This is a genomic window from Vibrio sp. Y10_XG_PY6, assembly GCF_024181795.1.
In the GTDB taxonomy this organism is placed as follows: Bacteria; Pseudomonadota; Gammaproteobacteria; order Enterobacterales; family Vibrionaceae; genus Vibrio; species Vibrio diabolicus.
Map to the genome: position 1 here is coordinate 1,132,126 of NZ_JAMZAQ010000001.1, position 20,428 is coordinate 1,152,553.

22 protein-coding genes are annotated in these 20,428 nt (G+C 44.9%); 5 read left to right on the forward strand and 17 right to left on the reverse strand.

Annotated features, from left to right (window positions below):
• Positions 1-243: 243 nt before the first annotated feature.
• The 3 genes from NL644_RS04970 to NL644_RS04980 all read right to left on the reverse strand — a co-directional run bounded on the left by NL644_RS04970 (position 244) and on the right by NL644_RS04980 (position 2,561).
• A complete protein-coding gene (locus NL644_RS04970; RefSeq protein WP_005395188.1) occupies positions 244-702 on the reverse strand; it encodes a hypothetical protein in 459 nt (152 codons plus the stop codon).
• 94 nt (positions 703-796) lie between these two features.
• Positions 797-1,825: a phospholipase A gene (locus NL644_RS04975; protein ID WP_006742284.1), complete on the reverse strand. Its 1,029-nt coding sequence runs from the start codon at positions 1,823-1,825 to the stop codon at positions 797-799.
• Positions 1,826-2,057: 232 nt separating this feature from the next.
• Positions 2,058-2,561 (reverse strand): DUF2938 domain-containing protein, encoded by a 504-nt coding sequence (locus NL644_RS04980; RefSeq protein ID WP_114323692.1) that lies wholly within the window; start codon positions 2,559-2,561, stop codon positions 2,058-2,060.
• Between the two features lie 84 nt (positions 2,562-2,645).
• On the opposite strand from NL644_RS04980, the gene NL644_RS04985 reads away from it, so the two are divergent.
• Complete coding sequence (locus tag NL644_RS04985; RefSeq protein WP_031828249.1) at positions 2,646-3,053, forward strand: helix-turn-helix domain-containing protein; 408 nt, start codon at positions 2,646-2,648, stop codon at positions 3,051-3,053.
• 64 nt (positions 3,054-3,117) lie between these two features.
• On the opposite strand, the gene def is transcribed toward NL644_RS04985, so the two are convergent.
• From def to NL644_RS05020, 7 genes are all read right to left on the reverse strand, one after another.
• The gene (gene def / locus NL644_RS04990) at positions 3,118-3,624 is read right to left on the reverse strand and encodes a peptide deformylase (RefSeq protein ID WP_006742287.1); all 507 of its coding nucleotides are present in this window, start codon (positions 3,622-3,624) and stop codon (positions 3,118-3,120) included.
• Positions 3,625-3,844: 220 nt separating this feature from the next.
• A complete protein-coding gene (locus NL644_RS04995) occupies positions 3,845-4,303 on the reverse strand; it encodes an ABZJ_00895 family protein (protein ID WP_029817912.1) in 459 nt (152 codons plus the stop codon).
• Between the two features lie 32 nt (positions 4,304-4,335).
• The gene (locus NL644_RS05000; protein ID WP_080253353.1) at positions 4,336-4,665 is read right to left on the reverse strand and encodes a YceK/YidQ family lipoprotein; all 330 of its coding nucleotides are present in this window, start codon (positions 4,663-4,665) and stop codon (positions 4,336-4,338) included.
• Positions 4,666-4,979: 314 nt separating this feature from the next.
• The gene (locus NL644_RS05005; RefSeq protein ID WP_005395194.1) at positions 4,980-5,231 is read right to left on the reverse strand and encodes a DUF2999 family protein; all 252 of its coding nucleotides are present in this window, start codon (positions 5,229-5,231) and stop codon (positions 4,980-4,982) included.
• Positions 5,232-5,331: 100 nt separating this feature from the next.
• On the reverse strand, positions 5,332-6,777 hold the full coding sequence (locus NL644_RS05010) for an AGE family epimerase/isomerase (RefSeq protein WP_253658093.1): 1,446 nt from the start codon (positions 6,775-6,777) through the stop codon (positions 5,332-5,334).
• Positions 6,778-6,890: 113 nt separating this feature from the next.
• The gene (locus NL644_RS05015; RefSeq protein WP_114323690.1) at positions 6,891-7,427 is read right to left on the reverse strand and encodes an AAA family ATPase; all 537 of its coding nucleotides are present in this window, start codon (positions 7,425-7,427) and stop codon (positions 6,891-6,893) included.
• 270 nt (positions 7,428-7,697) lie between these two features.
• Complete coding sequence (locus NL644_RS05020; RefSeq protein WP_182018580.1) at positions 7,698-9,044, reverse strand: magnesium transporter; 1,347 nt, start codon at positions 9,042-9,044, stop codon at positions 7,698-7,700.
• A gap of 212 nt (positions 9,045-9,256) precedes the next feature.
• Here NL644_RS05020 and NL644_RS05025 point away from each other — a divergent pair, with 212 nt between their 5' ends.
• Entirely contained in the window at positions 9,257-10,132 is an 876-nt protein-coding gene (locus NL644_RS05025; RefSeq protein ID WP_253658094.1) for a universal stress protein, read from the forward strand.
• Between the two features lie 45 nt (positions 10,133-10,177).
• Here NL644_RS05025 and NL644_RS05030 read toward each other — a convergent pair whose 3' ends face one another.
• The gene (locus NL644_RS05030) at positions 10,178-10,567 is read right to left on the reverse strand and encodes a MazG nucleotide pyrophosphohydrolase domain-containing protein (RefSeq protein ID WP_005395204.1); all 390 of its coding nucleotides are present in this window, start codon (positions 10,565-10,567) and stop codon (positions 10,178-10,180) included.
• 26 nt (positions 10,568-10,593) lie between these two features.
• Entirely contained in the window at positions 10,594-11,022 is a 429-nt protein-coding gene (locus NL644_RS05035) for a PaaI family thioesterase (RefSeq protein ID WP_045627353.1), read from the reverse strand.
• A gap of 210 nt (positions 11,023-11,232) precedes the next feature.
• Between NL644_RS05035 and gloA the strand changes: the two genes are divergently transcribed.
• Positions 11,233-11,619, forward strand: coding sequence for a lactoylglutathione lyase (gene gloA / locus NL644_RS05040; RefSeq protein ID WP_047008303.1), 387 nt, complete (start codon positions 11,233-11,235; stop codon positions 11,617-11,619).
• Positions 11,620-11,630: 11 nt separating this feature from the next.
• Positions 11,631-12,731: an alkene reductase gene (locus tag NL644_RS05045; RefSeq protein ID WP_253658095.1), complete on the forward strand. Its 1,101-nt coding sequence runs from the start codon at positions 11,631-11,633 to the stop codon at positions 12,729-12,731.
• Between the two features lie 119 nt (positions 12,732-12,850).
• Here NL644_RS05045 and NL644_RS05050 read toward each other — a convergent pair whose 3' ends face one another.
• Positions 12,851-13,126, reverse strand: a complete 276-nt coding sequence (locus NL644_RS05050; RefSeq protein ID WP_253658096.1) for a nitrogenase-stabilizing/protective protein NifW — start codon at positions 13,124-13,126, stop codon at positions 12,851-12,853.
• Between the two features lie 240 nt (positions 13,127-13,366).
• On the opposite strand from NL644_RS05050, the gene NL644_RS05055 reads away from it, so the two are divergent.
• Positions 13,367-15,217 carry an acyltransferase family protein gene (locus tag NL644_RS05055; RefSeq protein ID WP_253658097.1) on the forward strand — a complete coding sequence of 617 codons (1,851 nt, stop codon included), beginning with the start codon at positions 13,367-13,369 and terminating at the stop codon, positions 15,215-15,217.
• Positions 15,218-15,297: 80 nt separating this feature from the next.
• Here NL644_RS05055 and NL644_RS05060 read toward each other — a convergent pair whose 3' ends face one another.
• The 4 genes from NL644_RS05060 to NL644_RS05075 form a co-directional block, all read right to left on the reverse strand.
• Positions 15,298-15,768, reverse strand: a complete 471-nt coding sequence (locus NL644_RS05060; RefSeq protein WP_005376497.1) for an RES family NAD+ phosphorylase — start codon at positions 15,766-15,768, stop codon at positions 15,298-15,300.
• Position 15,769: 1 nt separating this feature from the next.
• Complete coding sequence (locus NL644_RS05065) at positions 15,770-16,222, reverse strand: antitoxin Xre/MbcA/ParS toxin-binding domain-containing protein (protein ID WP_253658098.1); 453 nt, start codon at positions 16,220-16,222, stop codon at positions 15,770-15,772.
• A gap of 177 nt (positions 16,223-16,399) precedes the next feature.
• Positions 16,400-18,571 (reverse strand): catalase/peroxidase HPI, encoded by a 2,172-nt coding sequence (katG, locus tag NL644_RS05070; protein WP_253658099.1) that lies wholly within the window; start codon positions 18,569-18,571, stop codon positions 16,400-16,402.
• 185 nt (positions 18,572-18,756) lie between these two features.
• Positions 18,757-20,298 carry a glutamate synthase-related protein gene (locus tag NL644_RS05075; protein WP_253658100.1) on the reverse strand — a complete coding sequence of 514 codons (1,542 nt, stop codon included), beginning with the start codon at positions 20,296-20,298 and terminating at the stop codon, positions 18,757-18,759.
• Between the last annotated feature and the right edge of the window lie 130 nt (positions 20,299-20,428).

Here is a 20,428-nt window from a genome sequence, read left to right on the forward strand (position 1 = left end):
ATAAATTATCCGTATTTAAGTGGATTGGAAGACACACCTTAATGACGCAGTAAAGTGTTCGAAAACAAATACTTTGGTTTTAGTGTAAGAAGGAATCGCCCTATTCGCTAGTGAGAAGCGAACCTAAAGCGAGGATAGTGGTGTACGTCAAAAGTCCAAAACTGCGGATTTTACAGATGCAAAAATAAAACAAGGCGAACCGGATGGCTCGCCTTGTTTACTGAACGATTAACGACAAAAACCTTAGTCTTGAGGGTTTTCTTTCGCGTTGATTTCAGCGTAAGTGTGCAGAAGTTCCGTCAATGTTTTTACCCAATCAAAAACATCCGAAGGTGTATTTTCGAGTAGCTTTTCCACTAGTGCACAGTGTGTTTCTAACGTGATCGCCTCTTCCAAATGGAATGAAATCGCATAGAAATGCCAAAGAACCAGTCGCGTCATTCGCTCGCTATTTTGCTTCGCATTGTCTGAGTCATCAAACGCTTGTTGAATTTCACTCAGTGCGATTGCTGTCATGCGTAACATGGCATCAAGACGTGCAGACAACATACGGTCTTCGCTATCCACTTCTTCTTGATCGAAAGTAAATAGCTCATTCATCACGTCTTCAGGCACCATTTTACTGATCATGCGAGCACTAAACTCTTCCAGTTCATGACGAGGCATGGTTACAAGACAATCGAAGGTGTAATCACGAAGCATAAAATCACTCTAGGTTGGAAATCAATTTCAGCCACGCATTCTAAATACTGAAATCTCAATTGCCAGCGTTTATTTCTATTGGGCTACCGAAAAACTACAGAACACCGTTGATCGCAATACCAACACCAATACGCTGCTGATTATGATCATAGTCAATCAAGCTCTTACCATACCCCGTCGAGTACTGTGCGTATCCCTGAAGTTTGCCCCAGATCGGAAATGACACCCCTAATTCGGCAAAGCCTTTATGCGTTTGGAAGTTCTGGCGGCCTAAGAAGGTAAACTCATAACCATTCCATTTGTACGCACTCGATAGCTCAAAGTGCCCCATGTAATCTTCGATATCCGGGTTATCATCACCTTTAGGATCATTCGGAGATGTTTTTTCATCCTCAGGTATACGCCACCACGGTTGAAGAGAAACCGCAAAATTGTCTTTCGCAAAGGTTAAGTTGGCGTAAACACGATTCCAACTGCGCGATAACTCTTGTCTCTGCCCATTCGACTCATGTTCAATACCAAAACCTAACCAAGTCGAACCATCAAGTGGCTTCCAGTCTGTCGGGGTATAATAAAAAAGCTCAGGACGATAATTGGTTTCACGAAATGGACGCGATGCTGCTCCTGTGTACACTTGCCAAAATGACTTTAGCGTCATACCAAAGAACAAACCATCCCCATCAAACAACAAATCGTCGTAGTTCATTGGCACTTTAAAACTAATTTGGAACTCCGCTTCTTCCTTACGCAACTCATCTCCGTACTTAGTGTCCGCATAAGCACGCTTATTTACGCGATCACTGTAAGTGAACGGCAAGATGTAGTTAACACGATGCGCCACCAAACTAAATGGTTCAAAGGCGTTTTCTCGTTCTGATTCCAAACGCTTGTCGACCAAGCTTTCCTGAAGCTCCTCAGGTTCTTCAATTTCTGGATCAGCGGGCACTGTACTTGTTACTGCATCGAGCTCACACTGCGCGCGAATGCTCTTTATGGTTTCCTCACCTTTGCTTTGCTTAATTTTGTCTAGCAAACATAAATCATAAGCACTGGCTGTTTCTCCCATCGCAACTGGCGCTGCCAATAAGCTCAGTATTGATATCCCTGCCACTTTTGAAGCCATCTGAAACCCTTAATATTCTTTATGTCAAACCAGATAATTTTAATTTTTCTTGGAAAACCGCTTGCCATTCTGGCGTTAAGGCAATGTTAAATGTTCGCCGACTTTACGTCTTGGATAAATACGACAGACCTCAAACATATCGGCCCACTATGAGTAACGCGCCAAAAACGACCAAGAGTTGAGCATCATAAATAAAAACAAAAAAGACTCGTTTGCATGATGCTCATATTCCCTATGCAAAATACTGGCTCGCCACTTTGATTGCAAACCCGGCTATGAATAAACCCAAGCCGTAAGCCAAATGCGCCAATGTGCTAAGAAAACGGGCTTTCCAAGGTGTTGGGGTTTTACTGGCAGCAAAACCAAATCCTAGACAAGGTTGAATGACAAAAAATGGGAAGACCAACGTTACCACACCAGTGACTAAGCCGGGCACTAGACTAGGCTCTACCAACCAATGATGCCCAAAAGCAGCAATGTGAGCCAAAGCGAAAACAACACCAATGGCATAGTGCAAAAACCAACCGAGTGCTTTTTCTCCCGACATCGGGTCTGTTGCCATAATTGGCGCATGCATAAGCCTTCCTTTGGGCATGTACAAAACCCAGCGCGCAACCAATGCATAGTTTAATGAGGGAATACCAAACACTCTCCTTTGTATCCAAGCCCATAAATCCATTATCAAAGTCGCACCAATCCCTATTAGCGCCGCTTGTAATCCTGTTAAAAACAGCATTTTTCGCTCCTCAAGTTTTTGATTTGTTAAGGTCTTAGTTGCATGCTACAACTTAAAGCCAACTTGAAGTCAATGAGGAATAATATGGATATTGCAGAAGTGGTTAAAAAATCAGGATTGCCGACCTCAACGCTCAGATACTACGAACAATTGGGGTTAATTCGCTCGATAGGAAGGAATGGATTGAGACGTCAATATTTGCCAGAGGTACTCAATAAACTCAACTTAATTAGTTTAGGGCGTATCGCTGGAATATCACTTAACGAAATGGCAGAAATGTTGAATCACTCAGAAGGTTCAAAACCATACATTGATCGTGACTTACTGGCGAAAAAGGCGCTTGAAATTGATGAGCAAATAAAACGTTTGAAAGCGGTTCGAGACAGCCTAAACCATGTTGCTTCCTGCCCTCATGAGTCACATATGGACTGTTCTTCATTTCAGCGGCTTATGAAGGTCGTAAAGCGTTATGTCCCCCACAAAGCGAGATAAAACACTCTACTTATTCTTGATTTAAAAGGAAGCAACTCGCGGTTGTGAGTTACTTCCTTTCATATTACTTAGCTTGCGCTTTTACGTACTTCTTCACTTTTTTCATCGCCATTTTTTGCTTTAGCGGTGAAAGATAATCAATGAACAAGTTACCAGATAAGTGGTCGATTTCGTGCTGCATCACAATCGCTAAAAACTCATCGCTCTCGATTGTCATCGGGTTACCATCACGGTCCAATGCAGACACAACAACTGATGTGTAACGCTCTACATCGGCGTAGTATTCGGGAACAGATAGGCACCCTTCTTGACCAAGCGCTTTGTTTTCTCCGCTCACAACTTCTGGGTTGACTAAGATTAAAGGATCATTGCGTTCGTCAGAGATATCGATGACAACAACCGCCTCTTTTCTACCAACTTGGGTTGAAGCTAAACCGATGCCATTGCCCGTTGCGTAAAGTGTTTCTAGCATATCGTCGATCAACGTTTGTACTGTCGATACATCAGTGACTTTTTCTGCTTTTACTTTAAGTCTTGGGTCTGGAATGGAGAGAATTTCGAGGACTGCCATACTTACCTTTCGTTATCTGTAAATCGTAATTTCCGGCGAATTATACACACGTTTCGGCAGACATAAACATGTTGAGTTTTCGTGGAAAGACCGTTTCGTCTAAAACATTCGATTTTGCTTGAGACCAAAGAGGCAAAAAGAAAGAGAAAACAATAACGCCAGCACGATATGGCTGGCGTCTTTTTTACGTATCTATCTTTAAGCGTTCGTTATTTGTGAGTTACGCACTCTTTTGCGCTTTTAGCAAAACCTTAATCGCCATTTTTTCACCACTCTTGAAAATAAAGTACCCGAGACAAACGGTTATTAACGTTAATACAACGATAATAATACTGAACCAGCCTAGTTCCGCTATCAGTTCAAATATAGAGATGCCCAAAAACATTAAGATGAGAGAAAACACCACTAAGCTCGATAAATTCCAAAGCAGCACTGAATACCATCTCGTTGTCGAAGGCATTATATTCCCTGTTTTATAGCCAAAATAATATCCTACACTCATCGCTGGTATTAACGTCCCAAGAAAGCCGACACCGTTCATTTCCATTCCAGAAATGTACTCAATAATAAATAGCAGTATGGCCAAACAAACTGATGCTAAACACAAAAGCGACGTTACAAAGAGCACCGAGGGAGCGTTGTTTTCTGTTGAGTAATTATTTTTCGATTCCACTTTCATTTCCTTCCATTTATTTGAATAAAATAAGCGTGTTAGATCATGCTTCCGCTTGGACAACCTAGAGAAACAACACCGCCATAACTCGTTGTGGGTGTAGCTACCATGACTAAATCAACAGGAAGAAACACAACGTCCGTTGCTAACGACAAAGGGATGTCAATCAATGAAAGTGGGTATAACGCGATGGAAGTAATATCAGATCTTAAATAGCAAGGTTGTCGTGCGACTGATAACGCTGTGCCTGAAAACGGCTTTCCGTATCCGCCACCAGCATGCGCATCTATAGACGAACACCCCACCATTAAAGATGCTGACACCACAAGAAATACAACTTGTAGCTTTTTAAATATATTTATTTTCATTTAACCTAGATTCCAACTAACTATTATTTTTTAAAACTAAACCCTCTCTCAAATTGTATATTCAATGAATTTACTCATATGGGCCTAGTGCAACCATGTTAATACGTTCTATGTATTAGAAACAATTCATTTATTTCCAATAGCACCCGTGAGTTCATGCGACGTGACTAGAATCGCACTTAATTTTTTATGCAAGCACCAAGTTAAGCTCAACCTATTCGTTTTCCCGTTGGAGTCGCGTACCTTTCATCTGATGTAAAAAAGCCGCCAGAACCATTTGGCTCTGGCGGCTTTTGTTTTTATCGAAAACTCGATTACTGCTGTAGCTTCGCTTTGGCTTCTACTACTTTGGAGAAGTCTAGGCCCAGCTCTTCCACTGCTTCTTTAATCAGTACAGGGTTTTGCATTACCTGCGCCATTAACGCTTGAAGCTGATCTTGTGGCAGACCTAGTTGGCTGATAGTTGCCATTGCAGCCAGAGGGTTTTGAGTTAACGCCTGAAATAGCTCGTTGATTTGCTCGTCGCTAATATTGTTTTCTTTCAACATCGCAAGAATCGGGTTCATCAAATTACCTTTAAATACTATGTAAAACAGACCCGCAGTTTACCATTGGGTTTTGTTAGTTTGCACGCAGACTTTAACCACCACACCACCATCGACCAAGTTATGGTCGAATATTGGTGAACGTTGCGGTAGTGACTCCATCACTTTGCGATGAAAGCGCTTTTATATCCGCGTTAAAGTAATATGGATTAAGTGGTATTTTACTCTCGGCTGGTCGCGCGTAGTAAAGCTTAGCGGGCTGTTTTGCCATTTGTTGCGCGTACAAATACCCGACCAACGCATGTTCAAACTGGTGGCAACCATTTCCCCAATGGAACGCTTTGGTTGATTTAGGATTCAGACCAACACCTCCGTATTGATGATCCACCCACACGTCCATAAAGGTGGGTAACGTGTATTGCAACGTTTCTTTCATCGAATCATCGACAAGAGAAACCGTCATCGCCGCTTGATCGAGTTCTGCCCATTCCCAAGACGAGCTATAGTGTTTGTGCGGTCTTGATTGCCAAGCAGGAATGCTCTCTTGCGTCCATTTACTCTGCCATTCTGGCGAGAAGAACGCTTTGACTTGCTCAAAGTTTTGCTGGTATTGCGCTTGTTTAAGCGTATGTTTCATTCCTTTGAAACCAAACTCTGTCCAATTGGAATTCTCCAACAACTGACCAGTGAGATACGTCATCCAATACGCTTTGATGGTGTGTCCAAAATCATTGTGCTTCGCATCTGGCATCATTACCGCTTTGTGGTGTATCGCGCCATAAAAACGCTGCTCTTTGCCGGAGTGGTAGTTATCTAGCATCACTTGCGTCAACCACTCCAGATCTTGTTTCCACTTGGCTTGCGCTGTTTCTGGTAAAAGTCGCGCCGTTAACAACAGGTAGCCATTAATTTGGTCAAGTTGAGCGACTAACTCTTGCTGCTTCTCACTTTCTCCATCACCATCTTTCAAAACCCACACCAGACCGCGATCATCGCTTCGTCGGTATTGTTTAAATATAAACGCTTGTTGGTCGATAAGTGCTTGTTCAACCTTTGGATCTTGCGTCAAGTAGTAGTACATCGCCAAGCCCACCAAGGCGTAAGCTTGGTCTTGAGAAGTTCGCTGTTGCCACTCCATCCCCGGTTTTCCACTACGCGTAAAGCTCACGAAGCCACCGTTTTTCTCATCTCGTAGATGATCAATCAGGTAATAAGCCCCTTTCTTGGCTAGCTCCAATGCTTGTTTGTCACCCGTAAGATGAAAAAGCACGCCATAAGCGTAAGTTTGACGCGATTTCATGCGTGTGTATTCGCGATCGAAGTGCGGGCTAATCCACCCTTTGTTTAATTCTTCACACGGCTTTTGTGGGTCGAGAATGACACCGTTATCACAACGAAATGTCGGAAAATTCCCCGCAGGTTGCCCATGCGCACTTTCCATCATCCAATATGGAGCTAGGCCCTTTGTCACATGGTTTAACCAATCATCCCCCGAAGGCAGGTCCACATCAGCAAAGCTGTTCATGCTCGTCGTTGCGAGCAATAAGGTAAGATATTTAAAAGACATAATACTCAATTAAGTTATTGAATTTTATCCAGTATAAATAACTCCCTTTACACATATTGTCGTCGTGGTCACAATCGCCTTACGCATTTGTTTGCATTATTCATCTGTCTGCCTTATTCGATGACTGAGTCGAGAATAAACGCCACTCTGTCTTCGACTGACATTTTGGGCACTTCGATCAATTGATAACCGAACTTGTGGTATGCATCGACCATCTGTTGATACGTGGCGACCGCTTCAGAAAAATCTTGTTTTCGCTCTTCATCGTTACTGAATATCGATGCCCACGGTGGAAAAATGAATACTTGAGGATGATAACGAAGCGTCTGGCAATGCGTGATGAGCTCATGCGAGATTGGCAGTTGTTCCAACTTGCTGTAGCCATATACGTCCACAATACTGCGATCAAAAAACACCTCCGCTTGGTGCACATTGAAAGCTCGGTAATTGCCCACTTCTTCTTTTGTCATTTCGTCTCTAAAGGCTTGTTTGTCATTCCAAGGTAATGCTGAACCGTGATTCGCAACCTGCATTTGTATCACGTGACGACCGGTTTCTGGCGCGCAGATAAAGCCTTGTGTTTTTAGTTGTTCGATAACCGAGGTTTTTCCTGCACCGGGACCACCAGTGAATACGATGAGTTTGTTCAAAATCTTTTCCTTATTTTTTGTTTGAGTGAAGTAATGCGTGTACAGCCAAGAAAATTGGCATGGCATTTGGCACGCCAGCGTTAAGCGAGATCGGCAGTCGAAAGTTTTGGGATAGAAATGAGCAGTGAAAAATATTGATGAAATGAAAGCTTAAACGGCGTGTTCAGTGTTTATAAAAACGGAGGAATTTTGAGCGAATCAAACTTGCCCAAAATATTGGGTTGGGAAATGGAGAGATTGGATCATCAGGTTAACGCGTCAATTGGCTTTCTATATCAAGAAGATGGCACCTAAGCCTAAGAACGCAAAGAAACCGACGACATCGGTAACGGTTGTCAATACTACCGAGCCAGCCACGGCAGGGTCAATGTTAAACTTCTTCAACGTGAATGGTATCAGCGTACCCGATGCCGCAGCCGCCAGACTATTGAGAAAAATTGCGCAGCAGATAATAAGCGCCAATGGCCAAGAGTCAAACACCATGTAGACGACACCCGCGATGACTAATCCCATGATCAAGCCATTAATGGTGGCGATTTTTAATTCCTTATTCACCAATAGCTTCAAGTTACTTTGGTGCAAGTGGTTCAATGCGATACCCCGAATGGCCACCGCTAAGGTTTGGCTACCTGCGATGCCGCCCATACTCGCCACGACGGGCATTAAGATCGCAAGCGCAACGACTTGCTCGACCACATTATCAAAAATACCAATGATGGCAGAGGCAACAAAAGCGGTCAGCAAGTTAATCACCAACCAAAGTGCTCTTAGCCTTGTCGCCACAGTTAATGGTGTGAACAAATCCTCTTCGCTTCGTACGTTTTCTGCCACTACAGCTTGTAAGCTGAGTTCACGCAAAGTAATCGCGATGGTCGCCATCGACAAAACACCCATAATTTTGCCACCAGCCATGATAGGAAACCAATGCGCGCCACCATCAATCGAGACCTGTTTACTGACGCTTTGAATCGTTTGGATATCTTCCAGAATTGGCGTGACCACGGTCAAGTCTGTGAGTTTGGTATGGTTCTCATGCAGCAACAGGGTTTGAGGTTCTATCGTCCCAATAACGCCTCCGACATCGCGCACAATGATCAATCGCACCGGGCTTTGTCCACGTTTTAACAACTCGGTTTTGATGCCTCCTACGCTGTTTTTAGGATTTGCGACCAAAAAATTCGGCTCGGCATATCTCCCCACTTTGTTATCTTCATACGACAGCGCTTGTTGAATGTGCGCGACCGACTCTTCACTTTGGTCGATAAGGTACTCATCCACAAACTCAGTCGGCAGAAAGTCTGCAAAGATGATCAGTTCCGAATCCGTGATGTACGCTAAGCGTTCATGTTGCAGCTCTTTGTTGAGTGATTGATGAATGTGCTTGGCAGTGTCGTATCGCAGCAAATTTAATACCGTCCAGTACTTCTCTGGCGGCACCGCTTCTATCACGCGTTTACGATAAGCAATGTTGACCGACTCCAAAATGTTCGCGATTTGCGCTTCCTGATAGTCTTTCAAAAAACTGAGGTCTTCGGTCGACTCTATCGCTTTAATGATCTCGGCAAGCAAATGAGGCACTTTGCGATTAATTTGTAATTGGCTGGAATCTATCATCATTGTCACCGATTTCCTTGGGCATCACGTTAGTGTCAACACGATGTCTATTACCTAAAGGCATGAGATCCTGATGTTAAAATTCTAGGCAATGGCGCGCACAATTGCGGAATTTATATTTTGCTCGCAGAAACAGAACGTCTTTGCATAAGGGGATGGTATAAACTTTTAGTGTGCATTAGGCGCATTTGCCTCGTTTGATAATGGAGTAATCAATGGCACCAGTATTTTTTCTGACTCAGCAAGCCGCCTTACCAAGTCGTAAGGTGCTTCGTAAAGTGATTCAGTTTGCGACAGCACTGGCTCAACCCATCGTGGTATTGGTGGAAGATCACCGCCGGAGTGAAGATCACGCGTTCGCGCATTTCCTTAGTTTCAACTCTGACCATATAGAAAAGAGACAAGCTGAGTTTGAAGCTTGGACATCAAAATTTAAAGACTTCGTTATCGAACTTTGTGAAGAAGAGGAAGTTGAAACGCCAACACTCTCTTACGAGCATTTCAAAGGGAGTCATTGGATTGTTCAAGTCGCGAAACGGCTTGTCGACGACACAGATTTACTGCTCGTGGGGCATTTTAACAAGCACGACATTCAAACCTTACTCACCGAGCTAGCAAAAAACGATTGTGATTTATTGCTATTAAGTGAGCGTTCATGGCCTTCTCACGCCAACATGCTTTGCGCGATAGATCCGCTTCATCGCGGAGATGCAAAGTCAGTCGTAGATAAAGCCATCGTATCGCGAGGCTCAAAGCTAGAAAAAACCTTGAGCGGAAAAATGACGTTAGTTTACTGCCGCTACGTTGCGCCTTATCTATCTCGCTATCGTGCAGAGATTTTGAGCAACCAAAAAGCAGGCATTACGGACTTTATTACTGCGCAAAAGTTAACACGAGTACCACTACTGCTGCCAGAAGGAAACCCTGAAACGGCGTTACCAAAAGTAGTTAAGCAATCACAAGCGGCAATTCTGATTATGGGCGCGTGTAAGCGAAGCATGTCATCCCAATTTTGGTCTGGCAGCACTGTAGACACGTTACTTGATCAACCGCCTTGTGACCTACTGTTGGTCAATAGCACGAAGGATTGATCAGACTTCCCCATTCCGCCGCATCTTAAATAATATCACGCGCAGTTATTGGCTCTTCATGGTCTCTAACTGCGCGGCTTCATGTTCCGCGTTCAAGGCTTGTTTCTGCTGCTGTTTAACCTCATCCCAACTGCGTCCCGATTCAATCGCAGATACACGCTGCTCGTATTTAGTGCAGGCTCTTTCGAGTACTTTCTCAGGATCTATGCCCTTTTCTCTTTCCAACGCTTTTAATACATTAAGATAGTTCCACAACACATCGCCTAACTCGTCTTCCAAATGACAAAGGCGATCCTCACGAATCTCTTCACGGACTTCATCGACTTCTTTGCCAATGGCCTCCAGATAAGTCTCTACGCCTTTAAACCAAGTGTTGGTTTGGTCATATTGAGATTTTCTCGTCGCAATTGCGTACAGCTCATCAAATTTCTTCATTATCTCTCCGTAGAACGAGTTTTTATTTACGCCTCTTTAGGGCGAATAAACTTCCCTTTTGCCGTCACTCTAACTTCATTATTGACCAGTAATTGAGCCACCAGTTGATATATACCGCGGCGTTCACCTTCACAGTGTGCAGTAATCGTGACGTGCTCATCTAACTCAATAGGTGCATGGTAGCGCACATCCAACTGCGCGGTAAGGGCTTGAATGTCTTTAAATAACAAACAGTGCGTCATTGCACCATCGAGCAGCGAACTCGCAATGCCACCATGCAACAGGTCGGTGTAACCTTGATGACGCGGTAAAACGTGAAACTCTCCGACAACAGAACCATCGGCTAAACACTGGTAGTTCACAGCCAAAGAGTTCGGATTCGCATCGATTGAAGAACAAACCGCACATTGATAATGAGATTCGTGAGTGGAATGAAAGTGACTGTTTGCGGACATGTTAAGTACTCAGCTTGTAAAAAGAGTAATTAGCATATGCCAATTATCAAAAAGAAACGGCGAGTAATCTTTGTTTGCACGTTGTAGGGCCAACAACCTCATTATCCATAACGTTAAATAATCATTTTCATAATTAACGATAATTTCCAGTTTATTTAGACTGGCGATAAGGTTTGCATCGTGATTACGCAACGTTATGAAAGGCGACTTATGAAGTTTCTCCACACGATGATCCGTGTTGTTGACCTAGACAAATCTATCGAATTTTATACAAACGTTCTGGGTATGAGCGTTTTGGATCGTTTTGAAAACCAAGAATACCGTTACTCACTGGTGTTTGTTGGTAGCCCTGATCAACCAGATGGCGCGACCATCGAGCTAACTTATAACTGGGATACCGGCAGTTACGACTTAGGTAACGCATTCGGACACATGGCGCTTGGGTGTGAAGACATTTACGCAGCTTGCGAAAAAATCAAAGCGCTTGGTGGCAACGTCACTCGCGAACCCGGTCCAATGAAAGGAGGAGAAACACACATCGCCTTCATTAAAGATCCCGACGGCTACCCAATCGAACTGATCCAAACTAAACAATAACGAGGTTTCCTATGACAGACGCATTATTTCAACCGATTCAACTTGGCTCTCTCTCATTAAAAAACCGCATCGTTATGCCTCCGATGACGCGCTCTCGAGCCTCTCAACCGGGTAATGTCGCTAACGACATGATGGCGACCTACTACGCTCAACGCGCCGAAGCGGGATTAATCGTTGCAGAAGGCACGCAAATTTCACCAATGGGTCAAGGCTATGCGTGGACTCCGGGTATTTATAGCCCAGAGCAAATTGCTGGCTGGAAAAAAGTAACTGATGCAGTGCACGAGAAAGGCGGCGTTATCTTCGCGCAATTATGGCACGTTGGTCGTGTGACTCATCCTGACAACATCGGCGGCGAGCAACCTATTTCTTCTTCTGCGCTCAAAGCAGAAAACGTGAAAGTATTTATCGACAATGGCACAGACGAACCTGGCTTTGTCGACGTGGTTGAGCCGCGTGAGATGACCAAACAAGACATCAAGAATGTTATTGAAGAATACCGCCAAGCCGCATTAAACGCGATAAAAGCTGGGTTTGATGGTGTCGAACTTCACGCAGCAAATGGCTACTTGGTTAACCAGTTTATCGATTCTGAAGCGAACAACCGCACCGATGAATACGGCGGCTCAATTGAAAACCGTCTGCGTTTTCTTGGTGAAGTGGTCGAAGCAATGACGCAAGCCATTGGCGCAGAGCGTGTTGGTGTTCGCCTTGCACCATTCACTTCGTTAAACGGCACCGTTGATAGCACACCTGTCGACACCTACACCGCTGCTGCTGAGCTGCTTGATAAACTCAATGTAGTTTACATTCACATTGCAGAAGTGGATTGGGACGACGCGCCAGACACTCCGCACGACTTTAAAACCGCAGTTCGTGAGGCGTATAAAGGCAAACTGATCTATGCCGGTCGTTACAACGCAGAAAAGGCGCAACACGAGATTGAAAGTGGTTTAGCCGACATGATCGGTTTTGGTCGTCCGTTTGTTGCAAACCCAGACTTACCAAGCCGCATCAAGCACGGCTATCCGCTGGCAGAACATGACCCTGCCACATTGTTCGGCGGCGGTAAAAAAGGCTTGGTGGACTACCCTGCATATCACGCGGGTTAATTTATCTGCGTAAAGCTGATTCGCAACTCGCGACAAACCAATAGCTAACCCAAAAGAACCTTGCTCTTCCCCCTGTGACGCCAAGATGCAGGGTTCTTTTTTGGGCAAGCCACCAAGAATTAACGTCTTTGACAAGATGTACAACCTCGGCACGCAGAGCGCGTCGTTTTACTTAGTAACCTGCGTTGTACTTTACAGTAGGCATTTTTGAGTGCGCGGCGGCCTGAAAACCAATCATCCGGTTTAGTGAGGATTAAGTAGCCGTTAAACCTCTTAACCAACTCGGTTCGGTTGTTTTCGATAAATCGGCTATCAAACTCGATTTCGAAGTAATCCAACGCTTCTTCGATACAAGTAAAGCTGGCGATTTTTTCCTGAATCGTATTCTCTGTCATTGTTTCTTTAGCGTTATCATTTTCAATGAAGTCTAAGAGCCTCGCGCTTTACGTTCTTTGATTTAGCGCTTCTTAACATCACTCTTTCTGGGATTTCCATATTGAAATTCAATTTGGGAATTCGCTATTCCCCCAGCCTTTTAATTTTGACAATCACCTTAAGAAACTGATTTAAAACAATATTATTTCTGGTTCATATTTTGCTCTACTTCGTTAAACGGAATGTTGGAGGGACACGATATGACTTATAGAGCGGAAGTAGACGGATTAAGGGCGATTGCTGTCACGTTGGTGATTTTGTTTCATGCAGGAGTTGAGCAGTTCGCTGGTGGCTTTATTGGCGTCGACGTATTTTTTGTTATCAGCGGCTATTTGATCACCACCATCGTGATTAACGATTTGGAAAACCAGAAGTTCAGCCTCGGTGATTTTTATGAGCGACGCATTCGCCGCATACTTCCCCTGTTACTGGTAGTGATTGCCGTCAGCTATTTGATGTCTTGGTGGCTATTTTTGCCACAAGCACACAAAGATGTTGGTCAGTTCGCAGTATCTTCTATTCTTTCTTCATCCAACATTCTTCTGTATTTAAAAGGCCACAATTACTTCGGTTTAGAAGATCAAGCCAATCCGCTGTTTCACACTTGGAGCTTGGGCGTTGAAGAACAATACTACATTGTCATTCCTTTGCTACTCATGCTACTCGCTCGTGGCAAAAACGCGTTTTTCCTGACTTTTTTTGTCGCGGTATTTGCGCTGAGTTTGATGACTATTGTCTATGCGAGCAACGATCCTGATTTCGCCTTCTACATGATCTTCTCTCGTGCTTGGGAACTGGCAACCGGTTCATTACTCGCATTAGTGATGAGAAAAGTCCAAGTTCAATCTAACGATACTCTAGCAACCATTGGCATCGTTTTGATATTGGCTTCCGCGCTTTTGTTTGAAAAATCGCAAGATGGCGCGGGTATCACTTTGCTGGTGCCGGTCATCGGTAGCGCGTTAGTGATTTTGTTTGCCTCTAAAGACAATGTCTGCGGTAAATTACTGAGCCTAAAATGGGTCGTGTTTGTCGGCTTAATCAGCTACAGCTTGTACTTGTGGCACATTCCATTATTTGTCTTTTACCGCTACGTGTTGGACGCAACACAAGACGTCAATATCCCACTTTACGTTGTCACTCTGTTTGTACTTTCTTACTTCACTTGGCGCTTTATTGAAAAGCCGTTCCGTAGCCGAAAAGCCATGAGCATGCGCACTGTGTCCGCGGTTATTGTGTTGTTGACGTTGCCCTTGCTAACGTTCGGCGTTATCGGTCATCAAAACGGTGGTTTTCCAGAAAGAAGCGCATTTTTCGAAGCCATGCGCGTTAATAACGGTTACGGTTTAAATTGCAACGGCAACACTGACGTTAACGATGTGTGCTCGTCTGCGCCGCAGCCCACCATCGCTGTGTTAGGCAATAGTCACAGCATGGTTTACGTGAAGCGTCTGTCCGAAGTAACACCAACTGGCGTGGTGCAACTTACTCAAGATTCCTGTGCAGTAGGTTATGTCGACATCATCAAAGATGCTGGATCAATTTCTTGCCGACAGTTCTTCAAACAGGCAGTCGATACTATTTTGCGTACCCCTTCTATTCGTCGCGTCGTTATCTCTTCTAATTTCAATAAAGAGCTTTCACAAGCCGATTATGAGGCATCATTAACTGGATTGTTGAATGAACTGGAAGGGAAAGAAGTGGTCGTTTTCGGCCCAACGCCTTCTGCACCTTTTGCGGTAGGAGAATGCCTCTGGAAAGCGCGTTTGTTTGGCGAGACGGAAGAGTCCGCCTGCGATTTTTCTCCTAAACAACATCACCCTCAAAACGTGGCGAAGTTAGTGAACTACTTTGAGCAATTTGAGCATGTTGAGTTTGTCGACTTGACCGAGGCCATTTGCAGAAATGGTGTATGTCGAATGAAAGTTGGTGCGAACAACGCCATGTATACCGATGACAGCCATTTATCTTACAAAGGTGCTGAGTTGGTGCTTGGGCATTACCACAGCAGTACGAATGAAGCTCAACAGTTCACTTACGACCGACAATAACCAAGAGAATAAACTTTTATGCTTCAGCGCTTATCTCAGGTAAGCGCTGAATATTTTAAAGCGAGAGAAAGCCAGCGCGTTTATTTGAAAATACGTGGATCAAACGCGAAATCGAGCTTTTCGGCTTTCTTGATGATCTCTTTCATTTTGGGATGATTTGGGTTCACCACGTAGTTTTTATCACGAGGTGAAATCGTTGAAGGCACTTGCAGTGCGGCAAACTCGGGATGAGGATCATTTAGAAACTGGTCACCAATGTACTGTGTAGACTCGCTCGCCGGTATTGCTCGCCACGTCACTGGGAGATCTTCTTCATCTAAGGTGGCGATGAGGTATTCTGGCATTTCAATACGATATAAATCGTACAGTTTGGTGATAGCTGGATCGTTATTTACGTGAACAAACACCTCCAACGAGCAGAGGGATTCCGATTCAGAGAAGTAGAGGGCTTCGGTTCCTTTTGAGTTCCATCGCCCTCCAAATAACTTTGCGCCAACTGGGCTGAATGGCGTGTCAGCGAATTTCTTTTGTGTGAGACGATAGAGCTTCATATTACGAGAACACCCCGTGCTCTAAACGGCCGATCAAATCTTTGACGATTTCAAAATCCACCGTGGTCGAGACCATGTCTAGCGGCCTTTTTCCACCTAAGCCGTACACATTCTCTCTCATCCATTTTAACGCGCGCTCTTCGTCGTCAAACAACTCTGTCGCGAGTTTCAATAACATCGCTAATCGATAGATTGCATCACTCTCTTGAGTATTAAAACGCTCATCATTTTTAAGACGACGCTTAATTGTACTAACAGGAATCAGTGTCACATGTTGGAATTCACTTTGAGAAAGCTTTACTCGATCAATAATATTCCGGTATACCTTGGGCTCAAAGCCTTTGTGAACCGCATCAATACGACCCGTTTCAGCATCTTCAATACCTAACATAAGCCAGAAATTGGCTTTATGAGATTGTTTCGGCTTAAAGCTTTTTAATGCTGCAGTTGCCATATCAAGCTCCTATGGTTCATATGGTCTAGTTATTATGGCTCAAATGAGCTTAACTTTCAATCAAAGTAACAATCAAAGTAAAAAGACAGGTAAAGAAAAAGGCGAGCTTTGCGCCCGCCTCTCTTACTTATTCATCAACTTTGTTTACGCATCTACCGATGTGCATCGTTTCACTTATTACAAGTCAAAACGGTCGGCGTTCATGACTTTCGTCCATGCAGCGATGAAGTCGTGGATGAATTTTTCCTGATTATCATCTTGCGCATACACTTCTGCGTATGAACGTAGAATCGAGTTTGAACCAAAGACAAGATCCACTCGAGTCGCCGTCCATTTCACTTGGTCTGTTTTACGATCACGAATTTCGTACTGATTAGCACTTACCGGTTGCCACGTATATGACATGTCAGTAAGGTTCACGAAGAAATCATTCGACAAAGTGCCGACTCGGTCAGTAAATACGCCCTCTTTTCCACCGCCGTAGTTACTGCCTAAAACGCGCATACCACCGATGAGTACCGTCATTTCTGGTGCTGTCAAACCCATAAGCTGCGCTCGGTCGAGCAACAACTCTTCCGGCTTAACCGCGTAGTCTTTCTTCAACCAATTTCGGAAACCGTCAGCAACAGGCTCAAGAACTTCGAACGATTCAACATCCGTCATCTCTTGAGTGGCATCACCTCGGCCTGGCGCGAATGGTACGGAAACATCATGACCTGCGGCACGCGCAGCCAGTTCAATACCTACGTTACCAGCAAGCACGATAGCGTCAGCAGCACTACAGCCCTCTTCTGCTGCTATTTTTTCTAGCACAGCAAGAACACGACTTAGACGCTCTGGCTCGTTTCCTTGCCAATCTTTTTGCGGAGCCAAACGAATTCTCGCACCATTTGCGCCACCTCGGCGGTCAGAGCCACGGTAAGTACGCGCACTATCCCAAGCCGTGCTTACTAGCTCGCTAATGGATAGGCCACTTGCTTCGATTTTTGTTTTCACTAAATCGACATCGTAGTCTGTCTTACCTGCAGGCGTTGGGTCTTGCCAAATAAGATCTTCGCTTGGCACATCAGGTCCGAAATAACATGATTTTGGTCCTAGATCGCGGTGTGTCAACTTAAACCAGGCACGAGCAAAGACGTCATCAAAGTACGCTGGGTCATTTTGGAACTTTTCTGCAATCTTGCGATATTCAGGGTCCATTTTGAGCGCCATATCGGCGTCAGTCATGATTGGATTGTAGCGCTTAGAGCCGTCTTCAACATCGACAGGCTTGTCTTCTTCTTCAATGTCGATTGGCTCCCACTGCCATGCACCTGCTGGGCTCTTCTTCAGTTCCCAATCGTACTTAAATAGTAGGTGGAAGTATCCGTAGTCCCATTGTGTAGGGTGTGTCGTCCAAGCACCTTCAATGCCGCTCGTTACCGTGTCACGGCCAATGCCACGTGTTTTGTGATTAATCCAGCCAAGACCTTGTTCATGAACGTCTGCTGCTTCGGGCTCTGGACCAAGGTTTGCGGCATCACCATTACCATGACACTTACCGACCGTGTGACCACCCGCTGTGAGCGCGACAGTTTCTTCATCGTTCATTGCCATTCGCGCAAAGGTCACGCGCATGTCATGTGCGGTTTTGAGAGGATCTGGGTTCCCGTCCACCCCTTCTGGGTTGACATAGATAAGCCCCATCATTACTGCAGCAAGTGGATTTTCTAAATCTCGCTCACCAGAATAGCGGCTGTTATCAGCGTCACTTGTGGCTAACCATTCTTGCTCGGACCCCCAGTAGGTGTCTTTTTCGGGATGCCAAATGTCTTCTCGCCCAAAGCCAAAACCAAAGGTCTTAAAGCCCATGGATTCATACGCCATGTTACCGGCAAGGACAATCAGATCGGCCCAACTTAATTTGTTGCCATATTTTTTCTTGATGGGCCATAAAAGGCGGCGAGCCTTATCGAGGTTTGCGTTATCTGGCCAAGAGTTGAGAGGAGCAAAACGCTGGTTGCCTGTCGCAGCGCCGCCACGTCCATCCGCGATACGATAACTACCCGCTGCGTGCCATGCCATTCGGATCATTAAACCGCCGTAATGTCCCCAGTCGGCAGGCCACCAGTCTTGGCTATCAGTCATTAACTCTTTTAAGTCTTTTTTAAGTGCTTCGACATCTAGCTTTTTCAGTTCTTCTTTGTAATTAAAGTCCTGACCAAATGGGTTGGTTTTGGAGTCGTGTTGATGCAGGATGTCTAAGTTTAAGGCATTCGGCCACCAATCCATCACCGACTTATCTGTAGATGTTTGCCCACCATGCATAACTGGACATTTACCTACCGAACCGCCGTTTGTGTTGCTCATATAATGCTCCTTCGTATCGTGGTTGTGGTAACCACTCTTTGTTATTCAATAAATCGAATATCCACCTCAAACAGCGTAGTTCATACACTGAATTTTTAGTTAACGCCAAGTCAAAATTTCCATATCTCGGCTAATAAATAATTGTTATCAAACATGTACCTATATGCAGAAAATATGGATAGAGATCAGTTTAAGTCCATACCTGAATACTTGATTCCAGACAGCCTCGCCATGTTGTGATCCCAGGTCGCTAAATCATGGCGACTAAATTCATTCAGAGCGTGGTGACCACATGCCCTTGCCATAACTTGCATGAGCTCGACCGAGGATTCGAAGAAATTTTTCAGTTGCTGAGATGATTTTTCGATATCGAGACGCTGCCTCAAATCGGCATTTTGCGTTGCGATCCCCGCAGGGCAATTATTGGTGTTACAAATCCTGGCCGCGACGCAACCGATCGATTGCATCGCACTGTTTGCTATCGCCACTCCGTCTGCACCAAGTGCCAACGCTTTGACAAAATCCATAGGAACTCGCAACCCACCAGTGATGATTAATGTGACGCGGTCACTTGCGCCTTTTTCATCTAAGTACTTACGCGCACGAGCTAACGCAGGAATGGTTGGCACGCTAATATGATCACGGAACATAGTTGGCGCCGCGCCCGTGCCACCACCGCGACCATCTAAGATGATGTAATCGGCACCCGCATCGAGCGCAAATTGTATGTCTTGCTCAATATGGTTTGCACTGAGTTTAAAGCCAATTGGAATGCCGCCCGTGATGCCACGGACTCTGTCAGCAAACTTTCTGAAATCGTGAGTAGTATGAAGATCTTTAAATGTTGGCGGTGAGATCGCTGGTTGCCCTTCGGGGATACCTCTCACCTGAGAGATCTTACCCACATTTTTATTTGCTGGAAGATGACCTCCCGTGCCTGTTTTGGCGCCCTGCCCACCTTTAAAATGAAAAGCCTGAACATTAAGAAGCTTAGATTCATCGTAGCCAAACTGAGCACTGGCAAGCTCATAGAAATACCGCGAATTTGCAGCTTGTTCTTCAGGTAACATCCCCCCTTCACCGGAGCAAATCCCAGTCCCTGCCAACTCAGCACCTTTTGCTAGCGCAATTTTCGCCTCTTCCGAAAGTGCGCCAAAACTCATGTCCGATACCAATAAAGGGATAGCAAGTTTGAGCGGCTTACGCGCGTTTGGCCCCACAATCAACTCAGTTGATACGGGAACGTCTTCCAACAACGGTTGTGTCGCCATTTGCGCCACCATGATTTGTATAGCATCCCAATGTGGTAGCAAATGCCTAGGAACCCCCATTGCAGCCATCGGACCATGATGATCGAGTTTAGAGAGCCCTTCTCTCGCTAACTGGTGGATAAACTCTAGGGTTGGTTCTTCTTGAGTAGCGGACGCCGTCGGTTTGTCACTTTTCTCTTGTTTTTTCTCAGGGCCTTCTTTGCCGACTTGCTCAGAAGAAAAACGCTTATGTGTTCCATCACAAAATGGGGCATTAGAGGTATGCTTGCACTGGCAGAGATACGCCTCTTCATCTTTTTCCGCAGTAAAGCTCATTGGCTTTAAGCCTGTTCCCGAATGCGACCCATCGCAATAAGGTTGATTTTTAGAACGTCCACATCGGCAAAAGTAATATTCTTGCCCTTCGGTTAGATTCACTTTAATCGGCTTATTATCGGCGATGATTGGCTTGCTCATGTTGCCCCCTGTTTATTATTGTTAACCACGCTTTCTCGCTGGCTTGCAATAAGCGTAGAACAGGAGCGGAAAGAGCGTCAGCGAAACCAGAGTAAAATACGCGATTGTCGCTTGCCTCACCTATACTCTT